Source organism: Niallia yueguangensis, from assembly GCF_052663115.1.
Window position 1 is genome coordinate 1 of record NZ_JBQTCX010000009.1, and the last position, 19,835, is coordinate 19,835.

Genomic DNA, 19,835 nt, shown 5'->3' on the forward strand with positions numbered 1-19,835 from the left:
ATTTTCTTTACCAAATGCCTGCAGCCCTTCCCATGCAGATTGGTTAAAAGATTTATCATCTATACCACCAAGATCTGTAACCATTGCAGCTTTAAATGCATCTTTATTAGATGAACCTTCATTATTATCTTTTTTACCACAAGCCCCTAAAACAGTCCCAGCAGCAAGTACTAGAGACAGCGCTAAACCTAATTTACGCTTTTTCAAGGTTTGTACCCCCTAATATTGTTTTTGTTTGTCCTAGTGAGAATGACATTACGATAGTTTTCCCGAATTTTCAGAATAAACGCGTTTTCTTAATACTTGAAAACTAAACTTATCTGCCCTAAAGTAATTAACCGAATAAAGAATTGGTTCATCATTTTCGTCATAATGCATTTGCTTTAATACGAGCAATGCCGTCTCTGGTTCACATTGTAGAATAGGAGAAATTTTTTCATGGTAACCAAGTGGTTCGATTTCAGCAACAGCGTATGTAATATGTATTTGCATGTCAGATTCTAGTAGCTGAAAAATCGACTCATTATCATAAGATATATGTTCAGGCAAAATCTTATACGGCAGTTTGTCCAAACAATAAACTACCGGTTCGCCATTTGATGTACGAACCCTTTCAATTACTAGAAGTTCTTCCTCTCCAGAACAAGAAAAACGACGAATATCCTCTTCAGTAGAACATTGAGTATTTGAGCTTAAAAAAATGGTACCTGGATTCATGCCAGCATGTCGTATCATATTCGTTACACTACTTAATTGTTCAATGCCCGATTTAAACATTGGCTTACTATTTACAAATGTGCCAACACCGTGTCTTCGGATAATGACATTTTCTTCTTCTAATGTTCGTAAAGCCTCTCGTAACGTGGCTCTGCTTACACCTAAAGTTTTTGCAAGTTCGAATTCAGACGGGAATTTTTCTTTTTCTTTGTAGATCCCCTGTTCAATATCAGTTTTTAATCGATCAACTACTTGCAAATATAAGTGTCGTGTATCGGACTTGATAACCATACGAGCTCCTCCAAACATTTTCTAAGACATCAGACCTCTGATGTTCAATCATTCCTACTAATCGAAAATACTATAACACTTTTTATACAATAAATAAATAGAGTTTGCCGAATTTAGTCTAAAAAACAGAAACAAACAGGAATTTTGTAAAAATGACAAAACTACTTGTTTATTTCTGTTCTTTTTCCAGATGTCGCACTTCTATATTTTCCCTCTATTTAGTGAGGAATTATATCTTTTTATTAGTATAACCTATTTCGGTAGTCGTAATAACTGTTTTATAAATTCATTTCTTCTGATGCTTTTGGTACAAGCACGGTTCTTGGTTTACTCCCTTCATACGGACCAACAACCCCTCTTGCTTCCATTTCATCAATTAACCTTGCTGCCCTTGTATATCCAATACGGAATCGTCTTTGCAGCATGCTGACAGAGGCGGTTTGCATTTCTACAATTAAATCAACTGCTTCTGCGTATAATTCATCTTCCACTTCCCCGGTTTTTTCTGCAACTTCATCGGGAATCATTTCTTCCTGATATTGAGCCTTTTGTTGAGCGATAACAAAATCTACTACTTCTTCCACTTCTTCATCTGATAAAAAGGCTCCTTGCACCCTAACTGGTTTGCTTGCACCATATGGGAAAAACAGCATGTCCCCTCTACCAAGAAGCTTTTCTGCCCCTCCCATATCTAAAATCGTTCTAGAATCTGTTTGGGAGCTCACAGCAAAGGCTATCCTTGAAGGAATATTTGCTTTAATTACACCGGTAATGACATCAACAGACGGTCTTTGTGTCGCAATAATCAAATGAATACCGGCAGCACGCGCCATCTGTGCAAGTCTAGTAATAGCATCTTCCACTTCTGAAGAAGCAACCATCATTAAATCAGCAAGCTCATCCACAATAACAACAATGTATGGTAGGAGCGGCTGTTTTTCCTGTTCCTCTGCATTATATCGATTAATATAATCATTATATCCTTCAATATTTCTTGTTCCAGTATGAGAAAATAACTCATATCGCCGTTCCATTTCACTAACTACCTTTTTAAGCGCTTGTGACGCTTTTTTAGGATTGGTTACGACTGGCGCTAATAAATGGGGGATGCCGTTATATACGTTCAATTCTACCATTTTCGGATCAATCATCATCATTTTTACTTCATGAGGCTTCGCCCTCATTAAAATGCTTGTAATAATGCCATTAATACAAACACTTTTCCCGCTTCCAGTAGCACCTGCGACGAGCAAATGAGGCATTTTATTTAATTCTGCTGAGACGGCATTTCCAGTAATATCCCGGCCAAATGCAATCATCAGCTTCGAATCTGCTTTTTCATTTTTGCTCCCTTCTAGTACTTCTCTTAACGAAACAACTGCTACCTCTGAGTTTGGAACTTCTATCCCAATTGCTGATTTTCCAGGTATTGGCGCTTCGATTCTAATATCTTTTGCTGCCAATGCCAACGCTAAATCATCACTTAAATTTACAATTTTACTTACTTTCACGCCAACATCCGGATGCACTTCGTATTTGGTAACAGCTGGTCCGAGATGAACTTCTGTTACTCTTGCTTTCACACCAAAGCTTTGAAAAGTGCGTTCTAACTTTGCTGCATTGGCATGTATTAGCTCATATTCCCCACTTTGATCAGTTTTTCGAGGCAGCTTTAAAAGTTTAAGTGGAGGCAATTCATAATCTACATTTTCTATTTCTGTAAAAGTGATTGGCTCGACCGTTTCTTCTTCTTCCACCTTGTCCGTTTGCTCGTCTTCTGTTCTAACCTGATCTGGATATGCATTTTCAGCAAATGTTGAAATAATTGGTTCTGGTATGTATGTTTCCTCTTGCTGATCTCTAGGAGGATTAACAATTAATGTAGTTTCCTGCTGCTGTTGTTCTCGACTTTCTCTTTCTTGTTCTTTTTTTGCTTGTTTTTCCTCTTTTTTCGCTTGTCTTTTTTCTTTAGATGCTTCTTTCCATTCTTTTATATCGTCCAAAAAAGCATTCCATTGATCTACCATAAATGTCCAAATCGCAAGCATCATTTTTCTAAATGCACCGCTTATTGTTTTCCCCGTTAACAGCATGACACCAATCATAATGACAATAAAACTGATAATCTTTGTACCCGCTGTATCAAATAGATAATGAAACAAGGCAAAAAGTACTGCCCCTATCATGCCGCCGCCAAGATCTGTTGTACTGGATTCTCCATTCACTTCCATCCAAAAAAGCTCCCATGTATTATAAATAACACTAGGATTTTTAAACCTTCCTTGACTAGACAGCAATTGAAAAAGAGTAACATGGCTTAATAAAAGAATAGAACTTATAATTAAATAAATTCCATTTAATTTCGTAGCAAAAAGAAATGGCTTTTCCCTCTTCCACATTAAATAACCACCATATACAATGAGGCCAAGTAAACATAACATATACCATTCACCTGTAAAAAAACGGAAAAATAAAACCATCGTCTTTCCAACAGCTCCAAGCTGTAAAATGGATATACATGCAAGCGTGATGATGATTAATGCCCCTAGTTCATACTTTAAGGTTGTTTTTAGTTGTTTTTTTTGTCGTGTTCTTCGTCTTTTCCTTTTAACCATTTTATCACCTAACGCTTTATAATTTTCGCTTTCCAATCAAAAGCTTTTCATCCAACCTATTTAAAAATAATTTCGAAATATTTTTAAACAAGGAGAGCAGCCTGATAAATGGGCTGCTCTTTTGAAGTTACTATATTATATCATAGATTGGAAAAATACAGATTATATTATGGTTATTTTTGCTCCTGGCTGAACAGGACCATGTAAATAATGATTTGGATCTGTACTTAATATCCGCAGTACTTCGTATTCATTTAATTCGTTTTTTTCTACTAATAAAGAAATTCCGTTATAATCAATGATACGCTGTTTTTTGTAACTATCTTGGCTGATTGGAAACAACAGTTCTTGTGGGGTCATTGTATACATAATCATTGTACCATTCCTTCATTCTCTTCTTTATTCAAATCAATCAATTCGTTTAATTTCGTCATTGCTTCCCCAACTCCACCAACACTATCAATCAATCCTGACGTAACAGCATCCATGCCAATTACATTTGTCCCAATATCTCTAGTTAAGTTGCCTTTTGCAAACATTAAATCTTTAAACTCTTCTTCGCCAATTTTACTATGTTTCGTTACAAATTTTACGACTCTTTCTTGCATCTTGTCCAAATATTCAAATGTTTGCGGTACGCCAATAACAAGTCCTGTTAACCGAATAGGATGAATAGTCATCGTGGCTGTTTCCGCAATAAAGGAATAATCGCAGGATACGGCAATCGGAACACCGATGGAATGTCCTCCTCCTAAAACTAATGACACAGTTGGTTTTGATAACGATGCCAGCATTTCCGAAATAGCAAGTCCTGCCTCGACATCTCCTCCCACGGTATTGAGAATGACAAGCACCCCTTCAATTTTCGGATTTTGTTCAATCGCCACTATTTGCGGAATGAGATGTTCATATTTTGTTGTTTTATTTTGTGGAGGCAGTTGAAGATGTCCTTCAATTTGTCCTACAATCGTTAAACAATGGATTTTTGAATCTTGTGATAATTGCGGAACATTCGTTTGCCCCAACGCTTGAATTTTTTCTATTAAACCAGATGGCTTATCTTCTTTCGGTTGTTGTTCTTCTGTATTATGTGGATCATTATATTCTGTCATCAGTCAAATCCCCCTTAAATAACATCCTAATACAGGTAGTATGAATCTAGAGAAGGAATTTCATGCGGAACATTTAAGAAAAGCGCAAGCGACTTGATCAGCTCTGAAGAAAAATGTTCACATGACTCAAAAAGTGCTTTTTACTTTTGGATATTTTCTCAACGTTTGTTGCTTTTTACGTAAATAAATGGGAGAAGAAGTACTCAGCAGACTGAATACACGTAGACTCCTGTGGGAATGCGAGAAAGACGAGACCCCACAGGAGCGTATGCGACGAGGAGGCTCGACGCTCGCCCACGGAAAGCGAAGTGTATTCAGGCTGCGAGTTTAAAAGCAACAATCTATACGAAAACAGCCTTACTTTTAGAGGCAAAGGGTTATTTTTCACAAGAACTGGCTGCTTGTGCTAGACAATAAAAAGATTACATGCTAAAAAACCAACCGATACTTTATTGATCAGTTGGTTTATGCTTTTTTATCAGCTTTTTTCTACTTTTTTCATTGTCTTTACTTCCATAATAATCGGAAGAATCATTGGTCGGCGCTTTGTTTTTTCATATAAAAATTGATTGAGCATATCACGAATATCTTGTTTAATGCCCGTCCAATCAAAACTATCTTTATTGATGCTTTTTTCCACGATATCTTTTACACGGTCAGAAGCTTCTTCTAATAATTTTTCTGACTCCCTTACGTAAACAAAACCTCGTGTAATAATTTCTGGACCTGCAGATATTTTTCTTTCCGCCTTATTTAACGTAACAACAACAGTTAAAATACCGTCTTGAGAAAGTAATTTGCGATCCCTTAACACAATATTTCCAACATCGCCAATGCCGCTGCCATCGATTAATACATTGCCAGTAGGAATCTTGCCGCCTACACGCAGTTTTCCATCTTTCATTTCAATAAATTCGCCGTGCTCTGGTATGTGTATATTTTCTGAAGAAATACCACACTCTTCAGCAAGTTTTGCATGTGCTTTTAAAACACGATATTCACCGTGAATCGGCAAAAAGAATTTTGGTTTCATCATATTAATCATAAACTTTAATTCTTCTTGACTTGCATGATTGGAACTGTTGAATGTTTTATTGCCTGATAACACAGTTGCTCCAGCACGATATAACGTATCAATTGTTTTATAAACAAATACTTCGCTTCCAAGCAATGTGCTAGTAGAAAATAATACGGTATCTCCTTTGCCAATTAATACTTGTTTATGATTTTTCTTTGCCATTTTTTGCAGCGCTTCTACTGGCTCGCCTTTTGTTCCAGTTGTTAAAATAACTAATTCATTTGCAGGATACTCTTGCATTTCATTAATAGAAATAATGCTGTTTTCTTCTACTAATAAATAATTATATTTTAACGCTATGTTTAAAATACGCTGCAAATTTTTCCCCATTACGGCAACTTTGCGATTTGATCTTGCTGCAGCATCAAAAATATGTTGAATTCTATTTAAATCAGTAGCAAAACAAGCGGCAATAATTCGTCCTTTTGTACGCAAAAAAGAATGAATAAGCTCTTGTGTTACCGTTGCATCTGACGTAGAATACCCTGGTTTATCTGCATCTGTACTGTCAGATAATAAACATAACACACCTTTATCGCCAATTTGAGCCATTTTACCATACTCTGCTTTGTATAACTCTCCTGCAGTTTGATCAAATTTAAAATCTCCCGTATGGACGATTGCTCCTTCAGAAGTTTGAATAACAATCGCAATGCTATCAGGAATACTATGATTGGTTTTAAAGAAAGAAACTGTTGCAGAAGAGAAATCAAGAATGGATTCTGACGTGATAATTTCAAATCGTGCTTGACCTTTGAAGTCTTGTTCCTTCATTTTTTCTTTTGCAAGCTCTGCTGTTAAACGAGTCGTATAAACTGGTACATCAAGGTCTCTTAAAATATACGACAATCCGCCAATATGGTCTTCATGTCCATGTGTTAAGAAAATCCCTTTTACTCTTTCCTCATTTTGTTTTAAATAAGTAATATCTGGTACAACGATGTCGATTCCAAGCATTTCATTTTGTGGATACATTAAGCCAGCGTCAATTACAAATATGTCTTCATCCACTTCGACTACAAACATATTTTTCCCGTTCTCCCCTACTCCTCCGAGGGCGACCAGCTTTATCTTTTCATTTTTCTTCACTTTTTGTTTCCTCCTATGTTGAGTTAGGCCGACCATTGATCAGTTATGACTATTATACTTTAAGTTAGAAAAAGTTTACAACAATTTAATATATTCCTTTATACTAAAACAGAATATATCCAATATAAGGAAAAAATTTCTTTGTTTTTTTCATTTTGATTCATCAAAATAAATGGTTATTCAACACAAAAAAGGTGCCTACTTAGTTTGAAACTCCTTTTGCTTGTGAAGAAACATAACTAGCAGGGCACCTTTTTTATTATTTTGGCTGTTTTCGTATAGATTGTTGCTTTTAAACCCGCAGACTGAATACACTTCGTCCGTTTAGCGAGCGACGAGCCTCCTCGTCGCATACGCTGAGGCCACTGAAAAAGTGAATACTATAAAATATAGGTAGTGACAATCCAAGCAACGAAGAGGTTTTCGTTTGGTTTTCCGAGGCTTACCAAAATGATAGTCGTTTTCAAACTCTCTATACCATTTTTACCCTAATAAATTTAAGTGTTTCACCTATAATTATATCTAATAAAACACTTTTTCAGTGCCGTCGCATACGCTCCTGTGGGGTCTCGTCTTTCTCGCATTCCCACAGGAGTCTACGTGTATTCATTCTGCTGTGTACTTCTTCTCCCATTTTTTATGTAAAAAACAACAAACTTTGAGAAAACTGCCTTTATTTTTTAAATTTAAAAATAGAAATAAAAATTAATATGGCTAAAACAATTAAACATGCAATAATGCTAATCCGGTTTGCATCATTTAGTACAAATGTAATACAAATAACACTTAATGCTACAGCAGTCAACGCTGTTATATAAGGAAATCCCCAAATTTGAAAACTTGGCTTAACTGGATAAGAATTTCTCAGCTTTATTTGTGCTATACAGATGCTGATCCAAACTAATGATACAATAAATCCTGGAAACGCCATTAATAAGGTAAATACTTGATTTTGTGCAATTAATGCAATAATTGAACCTAGCAGCAAGACAATGGATGTCACGATTAAACTATAGATCGGCACACCATTTTTCGAAACTTTGGCAAAAGCTTTAGGAGCTTCTCCTTCAGCTGCTAATGAATACATCATTCTTGTACATCCGTATATGCCAGAGTTTGCCGCTGAAAGCACCGCAATAATCAAGATAAAATTTATGACATGATCTGCTCCTTGAATTCCTGTCATCGATAATACTTGAACAAAGGGACTGGATTGGTCGCTTAATTCATTCCAAGGAATCAGACCGCAAATAACCAAAATGGGTACCGTATAAAATAAAACGATTCGGAAAATAAAGCTTTTAATCACCTTTGGAAGAACACGCTCTGCGTCTTTGGTTTCTGTTACAGTAACACCGATTAATTCAGAACCACCATATGAAAACATCACAATAAGCAAGGCAGCAAAAATAGATGTCCATCCATTTGGAAAAAAGCCGCCGTGGTTGATAAAGTTGTCTACATAGTTGGTTTGTCCGCTTGGAATAATGCCAAAAAGAATACAAGCACCTAATATAATAAAAAGAATAATCATACCAATTTTAATACCAGCAAACCAAAATTCAAATTCTCCATAATTCTTTACATTCAACATATTTACGCCGATCAATAGCACTGTACAGCCTAAACTTAGCAGCCATAAAGGGATAGACGGAAGCCAGTACTGCAAGAAACTTCCAGCAACAACAACCTCAATGATGCAAACAACAAGCCACATAATACAATACAGCCACCCGATAATAAACGACATTCTTTTTCCAAAAGCCTTTTGAATAAAGCCCTTCATATTTGTATTTGGATAAACCATTGCCATCTCTGCAATCGCTGCCATTACAACAAGCAGCAATAACCCTGCAAACACATATGCAGCCACAACACCGGGTCCTGCAAGTGAAACGGTTTCTGCACTTCCTTTAAATATCCCTGTACCAATTGCACCGCCCATAGCCATTAAACTAATATGTCTTGGCAGTAATTTCTTTTGTAACGTATGAGTAGTTGCCATTTTTTCCTCCATGATATGAAATTCTGTATTCATTTTTTTTACACATAGAAAAGAACGATTAATATGTCGTAAAATATATATAATACGTTTTTTATGATAAAGGAATACTCTTGGATAAACAAGATTTTTTTGTCAGGAAAACTAACAGCACACCATTAAGAAAAGCGCAGGCGCCTTGCTCAGCCCCGAAGAAAAATGTTCTCTTGACTCAAAAAGTATTTTTTACTTTTAGAGGCAAGAGGTTATCTTTCACAGGGGCTAGGCGCCGAAGCTAGACACTAAACTACGTTCGAAATTTTATACTTTCTTATCTTTCAAAAAAAACCTAAATAACGGCTATCCGTTATTTAGGTTTTTCGTTATAGAACTATTTATTGTGCTTTTGCAGATGGTTGATAATCGCTTGAATTTTCTTCACGTTCAATGCTGATTGTTCCATCCAGTACACCTTTTGCACGTTCTTTATCAAGCAGTTTTTCCCAGTTTGCGATAAAGAATGTAGCTACTGCATAACCGATGATATTTACTGTTGTACGATAATTCCCCATAAAACGGTCAGGAGCTAACATTAATGCCACCGCAGCAATTGGAATGTTACCTGTCGCTGCAGCTGTTGCCGATAACGCAACAAAAGCGGAACCTGGAATACCGGCCATCCCTTTAGAAGTTAGCAATAGTACACCAAGCATTAATAACTGATCTCCGTAAGTTAAATCAACTCCAGTTGCCTGCGCTAAAAACACAAGCGCAATCGATAAATAAATGGAAGCGCCGTCCAGATTAAAAGAATACCCAGTAGGAACCACTAGTCCAACAACGGCTTTGTTACAGCCTGCTTGTTCAAATTTATTCATTAACTGCGGCATAACCGCTTCAGTAGATCCAGTTGCAAAAGAAAGCATAATTTCTTCACTAATATATTTAATTAATTTCCATAAACTTAAACCTAAGAATATTCTAAAAATAATTGCTAATACAACAACAAATGCTAAACATGCTACCGTCATAGCGACGAAAAGTTTTCCGAAAGATGCTAAAGTGTTCAGTCCATATTGACTTACTGCAAAAGCCATCGCACTGAATGTTGCAAGAACCGTCAGCTGCATAATATAGCCCATAATTTTGAAAAGAACTTTATTGACATTTTCCAACACATTAATGAGCAATTCAGAAGTACGTCCGCCAATATGCACTACTGCAAATCCAAATAAACAAGAGATTAACAAAACTTGAAGCATAGAATTATTCGCAAACGCGCCAACAGCACTATCAGGGATCATATTAAGGAAAAAATCACCTTCGCTCGGCAATTGTGAACCACCTGTTTTTGCTTCTACATCACTTGTGCTTAGTGTAGATGGATCAATGTTTAACCCTGCACCAGGATTCATTAAATTCGCAACAACCATTCCGATAATTAAAGCAAAAGTGGTGACAATCTCAAAATATAAAATCGTTTTCCCACCAATTTTACCAACCGTTTTTATATTGCCTACATTTGCAATCCCAACAACAACAACACCAAAAATAAGCGGTGCGATGATCATTTTGATCAGCTTAATAAAGCCATCTCCAATCGGTTTTACAGCAGTCCCAAAAGCAGGCCATAAATAACCAACTAAAATCCCAGCTACAATCGCCACCATAATTTGAAGCAACATGCCTTTGTAAAATGGTTTCTTTGCTTTTAACATACCTTCATTTTTCATCACCATTCTCCCCTTTTTCTCTTTAATACTAGAAAAAATTAATACGTTATCTTTTTTAACATCATAACGTAAAATATAAGAACATGTCATTGTTAACTTTTACTAAAATAACGAAAAGAAGCTAGTCAAATTAACTAAAAAATAAGGAGATTTTCTGAATATTAAAATGACTTTTTTTAGGAAATGTTCGTTTTCAACAATTTTCCCACACAAAAAAACCAACTATTATGTAAAATAGTTGGTTTTTTGTGTGTATTCTTATAAGTACATGTTCTAAAAGGTAACAAATTAGAAGCTAACGAAGAGAACTCCCAGCTTTAGTTTGGTGCCTTTTTGAACATCCTCTATAAGAAGGAAGCTAGTTTTGTACGCTCATCCTCTGTTAACGGCACTAATGGCAATCTTACCGATCCTACATCCATACCTTTTAATTGAAGAGCTGTTTTTACTGGCACAGGGTTTGGTGCCATAAACAACTCATTCATAAGTGGAAGTAATTGTTGATGAAGTTTTGCCGCTTTTTCTATACTTCCATCAAGATATGCTGCGATCATTTCTTGCATTTCATTTCCTATTACATGGGAAGCAACCGAAATAATTCCATTTCCTCCAATAGACAATAGTGGCAATGTTAAGCTGTCATCACCGCTGTATACGAAGAAGTCATCCGCTGTTTCTGCAATAATTTTCGTCATAGCATTTAAATCGCCGCTAGCCTCTTTTACTGCAACAATATTGTCGACCTTTGATAAACGAATAATAGTTTCTGGTTCAATATTGACGACAGAACGTCCTGGAATATTATACATTAAAACTGGAAGTGTTGTACTTTCAGCGACAGCTTTAATATGCTGGTATATTCCTTCTTGATTTGGCTTGTTATAGTATGGGCCTACTACCATAACAGCGTCTACGCCAATTTGTTCTGCTTGTTTCGTTAACTCGATGGAATCATAGGTGTTATTACTACCTGTTCCTGCAATTACTGGCACTCTCTTTTCCACTACTGCTACCACATGTTTAAACAACGCAATCTTTTCTTGTTTAGACAATGTTGGAGATTCACCTGTTGTACCTGCTACTACAATTGAATCTGTTCCATTCTCTAACAAATGATTAATTAACTGTGTAGTTTTCGGAAAATCAATATGTCCCTTTGCATCAAATGGTGTGATCATGGCCGTTGATACCCTACCAAATAAACCCATCGTTCCACTCCTATTCTCATTTTCAATCTAGTTGTTGTGTTTTATTGTAACGTTTCTTTTTCTAATTCAAATGCAGCGTGTAAAACATTTACTGCTTTTTTTAAATCCTCCTGCTTTACAAGTACCCAAATGGTCGTATGACTATCAGCAGATTGTAGAATGCGAATTCCTTGTTTCGACAATGCCGTGACAATTTTAAAGGTTATCCCTGGGACTCCAGCCATACCAGCACCAACAACGGAAACCTTTGCACATTCTTTTTCTACAACTGGTTCATAGCCCATTTGATCTAGTACAGAAATTGCTTTTGTGGTCATTTCATCTGTTACTGTATACACAACACTGTTAGGAGATATATTGATAAAATCAACGCTAATTTCTTCATTAGCCATCGCTTTAAATACATGTTCTTGCAAATCATACTGTTCCTTTTTTGCAAATACCTTTAATTGTGTTACAGGTGCCACATGAGCTATCCCTGTCACCGGTCTTTCTTTAATATCACTTCCCATTTTATCTGAAGCGATTGATGTAACAAGTGTTCCAAGCCCCTTAGAATAAGTTGATCGTATTCGGATAGGAACTTTCGCTTGCATAGCAATTTCAACAGCTCTAGGATGAATGACTTTCGCCCCTTGATATGCCATATTGCAAACTTCTGTATAGGTTACAACAGTTAACGGCCTTGCATTTTCAGCAATACGAGGATCTGCAGTCATAATACCTTCGACATCTGTAAAAATATCTATTACTTTCGCATGTAAGGCAGCTCCTAATGCGGCAGCGGATGTATCGCTTCCGCCTCTACCTAAAGTAGTCGTATCTCCATTAGGAGCAGCTCCTTGAAATCCTGCAACTACAACAACATCATTTGTTTCCAATTCTTTTTGAACACGAGAACAATCCATTTCGATAATTCTTGCTTGATTATAATCGCCATTCGTTAAAAAACCAGCTTGTGCCCCTGTTAATGCAGTAGCCTTGATGTTGTTTTCTATTAATAATTGAGTAAAAACTACACTGGAGATAATTTCCCCACAAGATAAAAGTAAATCGTTTTCCCTTTTGCTTAGTTTGTTATCTGCTCCTCCAACAAGAGATAACAACGTATCGGTTGCATAAGGTTCGCCTTTACGCCCCATTGCTGAAACGACCACTACCACTTTATACCCTTGTGACAATGCATCTTGAATATGTTCTTTTGCCTGTTCTCTGGACTTTAAATCTCGCACCGATGTTCCGCCGAACTTTTGAACCATTATTTTCATCTCAAACACCTCTATACACTTTATCAAGTGCTTTCTATGAGGGTTCTTCTAATCTAGACAGAATCCCAAATAAACGAATACGCTATTCAATATTCATTTAGTAAGAACCTGCCCTTGGCTGTATAGACCCTCTTCTTCTTTTCATATAAATAGTTTAGACTGTTTCTTCTTAAGGAAGTAAAACATTCTTATAGAAAAAACAATCCATCTATTTATATTTTAAGCAGAGAGTACCAATTTGTTGCTACTTTCCTTGGTGCTTTTTTTAAAAGATAAGAAAGCATAAGTTTTCTGAAGTCTGATGGGTGTCTAGCTCCAGCTCCCTATCGACTTCAACGCTTCCCTCACCTCGTCTACGATAAGTCAACATCGAATCGCTACGCTCTTCGTGTTTCCTTTATCTCACTGTAAGGTACACAATCTAAAACCGCCACGTCCTGTGGCAACGATTGTGTGATCCACATCCTGTGGAACTCACCTTTTTCTGTCGATGAGCAAGGGCGCTTGCGCTTTTCTTATTTTACAATTCCTAATTTCACTAAACTTTCAGCGATTTGAACAGAATTCCACGCAGCACCCTTTAATAAGTTATCAGAAACGATCCACATATGGAAACCATTCTCAGCATCTAAGTCTTTTCGGATGCGACCTACAAAAACATCATTTAAGCCAACACAATCTGCAGGCATTGGATAAATTTGATTTTCAGGTTCATCTTGTAAAACAACTCCTGGTGCTGCTGATAATAAATCTTTAATTTCTGAAACCGTAACATTTTCATCTTTTAATTCCACATATACAGATTCAGAGTGACCAGTTGCTACAGGTATACGTACACATGTTGCAGCTACTTTTAGCTCACCGTCATGCATAATTTTTTTTGTTTCATTAATCATTTTCATTTCTTCATAAGTAAAGCCATTGTCAGTAAAAACATCAATTTGTGGAACCGCATTAAAAGCAATTTGATAATGCTTTTTATCACTTTTTACTGGTAAAATTTTCGGCTCAAAGCTTTCCTTATTAATGATTGCCTGTGTTTGAGTGTTCAGCTCTTCAACTGCAGCAGCACCCGAACCAGAAACTGCTTGATAAGTAGAAACTAATACTTTTGAAAGGCCATATTTTTCTTTAAGCGGCTGTAGTGCCACAACCATTTGAATGGTAGAACAGTTTGGATTGGCAATAATTCCATTATGTTTAAATAAGTCTTCTTCATTTACTTCAGGAACTACTAATGGTACATTTTCATCCATACGGAAAGCGCTTGTGTTATCTACTACAATTGCTCCATGTTCCACTGCATGTGGTGCCAACTCTTTCGAAACGCTTCCACCTGCACTAAATAATGCGATATCTATTCCTTTAAAACTTTCTGGCTTCGCTTCTTGTACTGTGACTTCCTTACCTTTATAAGTAACCTTTGTCCCAGCTGAACGCTTAGAAGACAAAAGAGTTAATGTCGAAATTGGAAAATCTCTGCTTTCTAATGTTTTGATCATTTGTTGACCTACTGCTCCAGTTGCTCCTACTACTGCTACGTTAAATCCTTTTTTTTGCTCCATTTTAATAAGGCTCCCCTTCCAGGTGAAAAATTCTCTATATGATATAATATGACGGCGACATACTCGCCGCCATCATGAATATTATATATTTTAACATATTCAAGCCATAAGAACAGAACCTTTTTTTCTGAAACATCCAAAAAAGTGAGAAAAACCAGAAATCAAATGTTACAATTTTTTCGTTAATGTAGCTTCAGAGCTGTGCGATTCCGCTTTTCTTTGATCCAGCTCCAACGCCTAGCCCCTGTGAAAAATAACCTCATGCCTCTAAAAGTAAAAAAACACTTTTTGAGTCATGTGAACATTTTTCTTTGGGGCTGATCAAGGCGATTCCGCTTTTCTTATTAATCTTGAAATTTTTCAATAATAACAGGTTGGATTTGTTTGCTATCTAATGCATATTCAATTGTTTCTGAGAGCATCGACATTCTTGCTACCATCGAATTAGGTTTTTTAATTGGATCATCTTGGCCAAACGGAATAAAATAAATATTTTTTGTAGCCATTAACCGCATTAAGTTTACACCATTTAATCCAAGTGCATCATTAGTTGAAATCCCCAACACAACAGGTTTTTGATTGCGTAACGTTGCTTTTGCTGCCATCAACACTGCATTGTCTGTCATCGCATTTGCAAATTTACTCATGCTGTTTCCAGTTAAAGGTGCAATCACCATACAATCTAATGGGATTTTTGGTCCAAGCGGCTCTGCTTTTACGATTGTATCAATTGTCGCATTTCCTGTTATTTCTTCCACTTTGCTAATCCACTCTAACCCTTTTCCAAAACGAGTATCTGTGTTTTGCACATTTCCCGTTACAACTGGGACGACATCTGCTCCCAAGCCGACTAATTCCTCAATTTGTGGAAATACTTCTGCATACGTACAATGTGATGCAGAAATGCCAAACCCAATTCTTTTCTCTTTTAAGCTCATTCTGCCTACTCCTTTCCCTTTTGTAGCTCCTCTTGTATTAATTGCGAAAGTACTTCTGCAAGGATGTTTCCAGCTGTTTTAGGGGCAACTATACCAGGTAAACTAGGTGCTAAAAGAGCCTTCACGCCTCTTTTTTCTGCATAGTGAAAATCCGTTCCCCCTGGCTTTGAGGCAAGGTCGATAATCAACGTATTTAATGGCATTTTTTCAATAACAGAGGAGGTCACCACTAAATGTGGAATAGTGTTGATACACATATCAATATTTCCAACAGCTTCTTCTAAGTTCTCTAATAGCACAGGAGTTAATCCCATTTCAAAGATTCTTGCCAAATGATCACTTTGGTTCGCAGCTACAGCTACCTTCACTTTAGCACCTAGTGCATGAAACGTTCTGGCAACACTCATTCCTACACGTCCAAGTCCTAAAACGATCAGATTGGAACCATGAATGGTTGTATCTGTATGCTGTATTGCCATCATGATCGTACCCTCGACTGTTGGAATAGAATTAAGAATAGCTACATCGTCTCGATTAAATAACTGTACTAATGAGCGGTTTGCATTTGCTGTGATGCTATTTAAATATTGATTGGTAATGCCGGAATAAACGATGCAATGGGCTGGAGTTTTTTGTAACATTTTCTCTGTTAAAAAAACCTCTTCATTCGAAAAAATCGTATCTACCTGTCCGTCAAGGTCTGTTCCTTTTACAGGCAGAATAATAGCATCCACATTTGAAAAATCTACGCTTTCGATCTTTTCTTTCGTAGCACCAGTAAAGGCATGATCTAGTTGTTCAAAACCAATTAAAGAAAGTAATGCATGTTGCTCTGTTAATTTCCTTACAATTTCAAGCTGTCTCGCATCACCGCCGATAACAGCGACATTCACCCCTGTCAGCATCAATCATTTCACCTTCTTTTTATAAAAATCCACTAAAAATATGTGTTCAAAAAGGGAACAAATGAGAAGCTGGCCAACGAAGAGATTCGCCGCTTATCATTTAGTGACTTTTTGAATATTCTCTAATAACTAATTATTCATTACTTCAACATCTTATGTGATAACAGCCCTTTCGGTGAGTTGCTTTCGTTAATTTGCGGAAAAAACATAAAGGAATTTACTTTAAGGAAGGTAAAAGAGAGGATCTACTAAAACTAATCACTTTGAAAATCACCAAAGGAGGATAAAATTAGCGGGTAGAAAAATTCCCTTCTAATGGTCATTTTTTCTACATATTACATACGATTTTAACTATTATTTCGCATAATCATTTGGAGCGGAATTTCATTATGGATATGGGAAGAGTATCCAAAGGGGGATTAAAATGAAGATTAAACAAAAAAAGAGAGCTTCATAAGAATAGAAAAGCAATAAGCCAACTGTTATCATACCTTTAATTGCTTTTTCTCTTATGAAAAACTCTCATTCGTTTTTTTCAGGAATATCGATGATGATCATATCGTTTCCAATTTTTTTTATATGAGACCAGGGCACTCTTAATTCGCTGCCACTTCTTTTCAGACCAAACCATTTTAATGAAGGAATTAACAACGTTTTTATTTGTCCATCTTTTTCATTAATTTCTAAATCTGTTTGTCCTAAAACACCTAATCTAGCTGCATTTTTAACATCAACAATTTCTTTTCCACTAAGTTCACTTAATCTCATTGTTTTGTCTCCTTCTATAACATTCTTCATTTATCCTATTATTCGGAGCAGTTTTTTAGACTAGCTAGCAGTAGAATTTTTGTTGTTTTTAATTACTTGCTACTGTATAGATTTTGGCAGAATACCGTCTGGACTGATAAGAGAGACAGAAAACGTATCATTAAAAATTTGCTGCGCCATTTTATTAACAGCTTCTATTGAAACTTGATCAATCTGATTAACCATTTCGTCTAATGAACGATGTTTTCCTAACATCAATTCATTTTTCCCATTACGGCTCATTCGACTGTTCGTACTTTCAAGACTTAACATTAAACTTCCTTTTAATTGCTCTTTACTATTGATTAATTCTTTTGTTGTAATTCCATCTCTCTTTAAGTTTTCTAATGTTGTTTGTATAGTTTCATATAAATCATCTAATTGCTTTGCACCAGTACCGCCATAAATAGTAACAATTCCACTATCCTGAAATCCAGAATGATAAGAGAAAATGGAATAAGCAAGCCCTTTTTGTTCCCTTACGTCTTGAAACAGTCTGCTGCTCATACTTCCGCCTAAAATATTATTTAAAGTAATTAGGCTGTACATATCTTCATGACCAACTTTTAACCCTTCATATCCTAAACAAAGATGTGCTTGTTCTGTCTCTTTTTTTCTTGAAAGCTTGCTTACATGGAACTTCGGTTTATTGATTAAAAGTTCACTTTTTCCAGCTTCATAATGACCAAAATACTTTTCTACTTCCATTATAAAGGATTCAGATATATTGCCAGCAATAGAGATAACTACATTTTCAGGCGTATAATGCTCATGCATATACTGTCTTAATGTATCTCCATTAAAGGTTGCCAATGTTTTTTCAGTTCCTAAGATCGGATAACCTAATGGATGTCTTTCAAACACTGCTTGACTTAACAGATCATGAACGATATCGTCAGGTGTATCATCATACATTTTTATTTCTTCATACACAACATTTTTTTCTTTATTTAACTCTCCTTCTTCAAATATTGAGTTAAAAAACATATCTGCAAGCACTTCTAACGCAATATTACAGTGAGTGTCCAACACTTTCGCATAATAACAAGTATATTCTTTTGAAGTAAACGCATTTACTTGACCACCGATACTGTCAAAAGATTCTGCGATTTCTCTAGCATTTTTTGTTTTTGTTCCTTTAAATAACATATGCTCTAAAAAATGAGAAACACCATTATTTTTTTCATCCTCATTACGAGACCCTGTTCCAATCCATACACCAATTGCAACTGAACGAACGGTCGGTATATTTTCTAATACAATTCGAACTCCATTTTGGCAAGTATATCTCTTTATCATGAAGGTTCCTCCTGTTCTATTTGCCAATTATATAAGCTTATGCGATTGCTAGTATATCTTATTCCTATTATTTTTACCAATGTTTGGTTCGAAATGCCAATGTACACTAGTTGCTGCTGGCTGATTAAGAGCGCTACTAGTGTTTCCTGTACGCTGTAGATGGACAGTATCTAATTCGAGAAAACCACATTCTGCTAGGATGAAAAATAACTGCTATCACTGTATCTTATTTGGCAACTACTACATTTCTTTCTTCACTTAACATTTCAGATACGGTGTTAATTTCTAAACCTTTTGCTTGTATTTGTACGATTAAACTTTCTAATGCACTTGCTGTTGATGCGGTTGGATGCATTAAAATCATGGCCCCATTATGCACTTTTCCGACCACTCGATGGATCAACACATTTGGTGCTGGTTTTTGCCAATCGATCGTATCAATCGACCACATAAGCGTTCCTAATTTGTAATTATTCGCTATTTTGACTGTTTCCATATTATAACTTCCACTTGGTGGAGCAAACCAGGTTACTGCCTTACCAGTTGTTGCCTCTATCACTTCATTTGTTTTCGTAATTTCCTCTTTTATTTGCTCAGAACTGATTTTGCTCATATCAGGATGGGTATAAGAATGATTTCCGACTTCATTTCCTGCTTCCACGATCATTTTTGCTAAGTCAGGATTTTTCTGCGTCCATCTTCCTTCTAAAAAAAAGCTCGCTTTCACATGATGTTTTTTTAATATTGCTAACATATCCGGCAAATATTCATTTCCCCATGCAACATTAATAATAAAGCATACCATTTGTTTATTTGGATTTCCTTTGTAAATTGGGGATGGGGGCAAATCCTTTAAATGAACGGATGGTCTTATTTGTTTAAATACAAGGTTTTTTTTATTAAATTTTCCGGAATCTTTCATTTTATGATAAGATGCATCTACATTTACCTCTAATCCGTTTATACCTGGGATTGCTTTCCACACTGGGTCTAGTTTTGCATCCTCTGGTTCGATGCGAAAATCATCCGCTTTCTTGCTAATTTCTTCATATAGTTCATTTTTATTCGCACCAACTAGTACACTGTTACTTTTTAAACTAGCTACATATGTATTTGACAAAGGATTATTTACAATGATCCAAGAAACTAGTAATAAACCTATTAAAGGAATCGCTTTTTTCATACGTTCTCCCCCCTTTTTACATAATTATGTGCAAAAAGGACAAGGT

16 protein-coding genes are annotated in these 19,835 nt (G+C 36.1%); all 16 read right to left on the minus strand.

Annotation, left to right across the window (positions count from 1 at the left end; genetic code table 11):
* Window positions 1-207 (minus strand): BMP family ABC transporter substrate-binding protein (locus ACTYA4_RS09965; protein ID WP_443481348.1); only part of this gene is annotated, 207 nt, incomplete at its 3' end.
* Between the two features lie 48 nt (window positions 208-255).
* A complete protein-coding gene (locus ACTYA4_RS09970; RefSeq protein ID WP_443481349.1) occupies window positions 256-1,008 on the minus strand; it encodes a GntR family transcriptional regulator in 753 nt (250 codons plus the stop codon).
* Between the two features lie 278 nt (window positions 1,009-1,286).
* Window positions 1,287-3,623, minus strand: a complete 2,337-nt coding sequence (locus ACTYA4_RS09975; protein ID WP_443481508.1) for a DNA translocase FtsK — start codon at window positions 3,621-3,623, stop codon at window positions 1,287-1,289.
* Window positions 3,624-3,785: 162 nt separating this feature from the next.
* A complete protein-coding gene (locus ACTYA4_RS09980; protein WP_443481350.1) occupies window positions 3,786-3,998 on the minus strand; it encodes a YlzJ-like family protein in 213 nt (70 codons plus the stop codon).
* On the minus strand, window positions 3,995-4,735 hold the full coding sequence (locus ACTYA4_RS09985; RefSeq protein ID WP_443481351.1) for a ClpP family protease: 741 nt from the start codon (window positions 4,733-4,735) through the stop codon (window positions 3,995-3,997). The genes ACTYA4_RS09980 and ACTYA4_RS09985 overlap by 4 nt, the downstream gene beginning before the upstream one ends.
* Window positions 4,736-5,213: 478 nt before the next feature.
* Window positions 5,214-6,938 carry a ribonuclease J gene (locus tag ACTYA4_RS09990; RefSeq protein WP_443481352.1) on the minus strand — a complete coding sequence of 575 codons (1,725 nt, stop codon included), beginning with the start codon at window positions 6,936-6,938 and terminating at the stop codon, window positions 5,214-5,216.
* 637 nt (window positions 6,939-7,575) lie between these two features.
* Window positions 7,576-8,907: an amino acid permease gene (locus tag ACTYA4_RS09995; protein ID WP_443481353.1), complete on the minus strand. Its 1,332-nt coding sequence runs from the start codon at window positions 8,905-8,907 to the stop codon at window positions 7,576-7,578.
* Between the two features lie 371 nt (window positions 8,908-9,278).
* Entirely contained in the window at window positions 9,279-10,616 is a 1,338-nt protein-coding gene (locus ACTYA4_RS10000; protein WP_443481354.1) for a cation:dicarboxylate symporter family transporter, read from the minus strand.
* 344 nt (window positions 10,617-10,960) lie between these two features.
* Window positions 10,961-11,824, minus strand: a complete 864-nt coding sequence (dapA, locus tag ACTYA4_RS10005) for a 4-hydroxy-tetrahydrodipicolinate synthase (RefSeq protein ID WP_443481355.1) — start codon at window positions 11,822-11,824, stop codon at window positions 10,961-10,963.
* 41 nt (window positions 11,825-11,865) lie between these two features.
* The gene (gene dapG, locus ACTYA4_RS10010; protein ID WP_443481356.1) at window positions 11,866-13,092 is read right to left on the minus strand and encodes an aspartate kinase; all 1,227 of its coding nucleotides are present in this window, start codon (window positions 13,090-13,092) and stop codon (window positions 11,866-11,868) included.
* A 515-nt stretch (window positions 13,093-13,607) separates the two neighbouring features.
* A complete protein-coding gene (gene asd / locus ACTYA4_RS10015; protein ID WP_443481357.1) occupies window positions 13,608-14,657 on the minus strand; it encodes an aspartate-semialdehyde dehydrogenase in 1,050 nt (349 codons plus the stop codon).
* A 344-nt stretch (window positions 14,658-15,001) separates the two neighbouring features.
* Entirely contained in the window at window positions 15,002-15,595 is a 594-nt protein-coding gene (gene dpaB / locus ACTYA4_RS10020; protein ID WP_443481358.1) for a dipicolinate synthase subunit B, read from the minus strand.
* A 5-nt stretch (window positions 15,596-15,600) separates the two neighbouring features.
* Complete coding sequence (gene dpaA / locus ACTYA4_RS10025) at window positions 15,601-16,500, minus strand: dipicolinic acid synthetase subunit A (RefSeq protein WP_443481359.1); 900 nt, start codon at window positions 16,498-16,500, stop codon at window positions 15,601-15,603.
* Between the two features lie 522 nt (window positions 16,501-17,022).
* The gene (locus ACTYA4_RS10030; RefSeq protein ID WP_443481360.1) at window positions 17,023-17,268 is read right to left on the minus strand and encodes a YlmC/YmxH family sporulation protein; all 246 of its coding nucleotides are present in this window, start codon (window positions 17,266-17,268) and stop codon (window positions 17,023-17,025) included.
* A 99-nt stretch (window positions 17,269-17,367) separates the two neighbouring features.
* Complete coding sequence (locus ACTYA4_RS10035; protein ID WP_443481361.1) at window positions 17,368-18,606, minus strand: M16 family metallopeptidase; 1,239 nt, start codon at window positions 18,604-18,606, stop codon at window positions 17,368-17,370.
* 226 nt (window positions 18,607-18,832) lie between these two features.
* Complete coding sequence (locus tag ACTYA4_RS10040) at window positions 18,833-19,789, minus strand: polysaccharide deacetylase family protein (RefSeq protein WP_443481362.1); 957 nt, start codon at window positions 19,787-19,789, stop codon at window positions 18,833-18,835.
* Window positions 19,790-19,835 lie beyond the last annotated feature (46 nt).

Bases quoted from the DNA above. Each gene is read 5' to 3' on its own strand.
- dpaB (WP_443481358.1), bottom strand. From the start codon at position 15,595: ATGAGCTTAAAAGAGAAAAGAATTGGGTTTGGCATTTCTGCATCACAT.
- dapA (WP_443481355.1), bottom strand. From the start codon at position 11,824: ATGGGTTTATTTGGTAGGGTATCAACGGCCATGATCACACCATTTGAT.
- ACTYA4_RS10000 (WP_443481354.1), bottom strand. From the start codon at position 10,616: ATGAAAAATGAAGGTATGTTAAAAGCAAAGAAACCATTTTACAAAGGC.
- ACTYA4_RS09985 (WP_443481351.1), bottom strand. From the start codon at position 4,735: ATGACAGAATATAATGATCCACATAATACAGAAGAACAACAACCGAAA.
- ACTYA4_RS09975 (WP_443481508.1), bottom strand. From the start codon at position 3,623: ATGGTTAAAAGGAAAAGACGAAGAACACGACAAAAAAAACAACTAAAA.
- asd (WP_443481357.1), bottom strand. From the start codon at position 14,657: ATGGAGCAAAAAAAAGGATTTAACGTAGCAGTAGTAGGAGCAACTGGA.
- ACTYA4_RS10030 (WP_443481360.1), bottom strand. From the start codon at position 17,268: ATGAGATTAAGTGAACTTAGTGGAAAAGAAATTGTTGATGTTAAAAAT.
- ACTYA4_RS09990 (WP_443481352.1), bottom strand. From the start codon at position 6,938: ATGGTCGGCCTAACTCAACATAGGAGGAAACAAAAAGTGAAGAAAAAT.
- ACTYA4_RS09970 (WP_443481349.1), bottom strand. From the start codon at position 1,008: ATGGTTATCAAGTCCGATACACGACACTTATATTTGCAAGTAGTTGAT.
- ACTYA4_RS09995 (WP_443481353.1), bottom strand. From the start codon at position 8,907: ATGGCAACTACTCATACGTTACAAAAGAAATTACTGCCAAGACATATT.
- dpaA (WP_443481359.1), bottom strand. From the start codon at position 16,500: ATGCTGACAGGGGTGAATGTCGCTGTTATCGGCGGTGATGCGAGACAG.
- ACTYA4_RS10035 (WP_443481361.1), bottom strand. From the start codon at position 18,606: ATGATAAAGAGATATACTTGCCAAAATGGAGTTCGAATTGTATTAGAA.
- ACTYA4_RS10040 (WP_443481362.1), bottom strand. From the start codon at position 19,789: ATGAAAAAAGCGATTCCTTTAATAGGTTTATTACTAGTTTCTTGGATC.
- dapG (WP_443481356.1), bottom strand. From the start codon at position 13,092: ATGAAAATAATGGTTCAAAAGTTCGGCGGAACATCGGTGCGAGATTTA.
- ACTYA4_RS09980 (WP_443481350.1), bottom strand. From the start codon at position 3,998: ATGATTATGTATACAATGACCCCACAAGAACTGTTGTTTCCAATCAGC.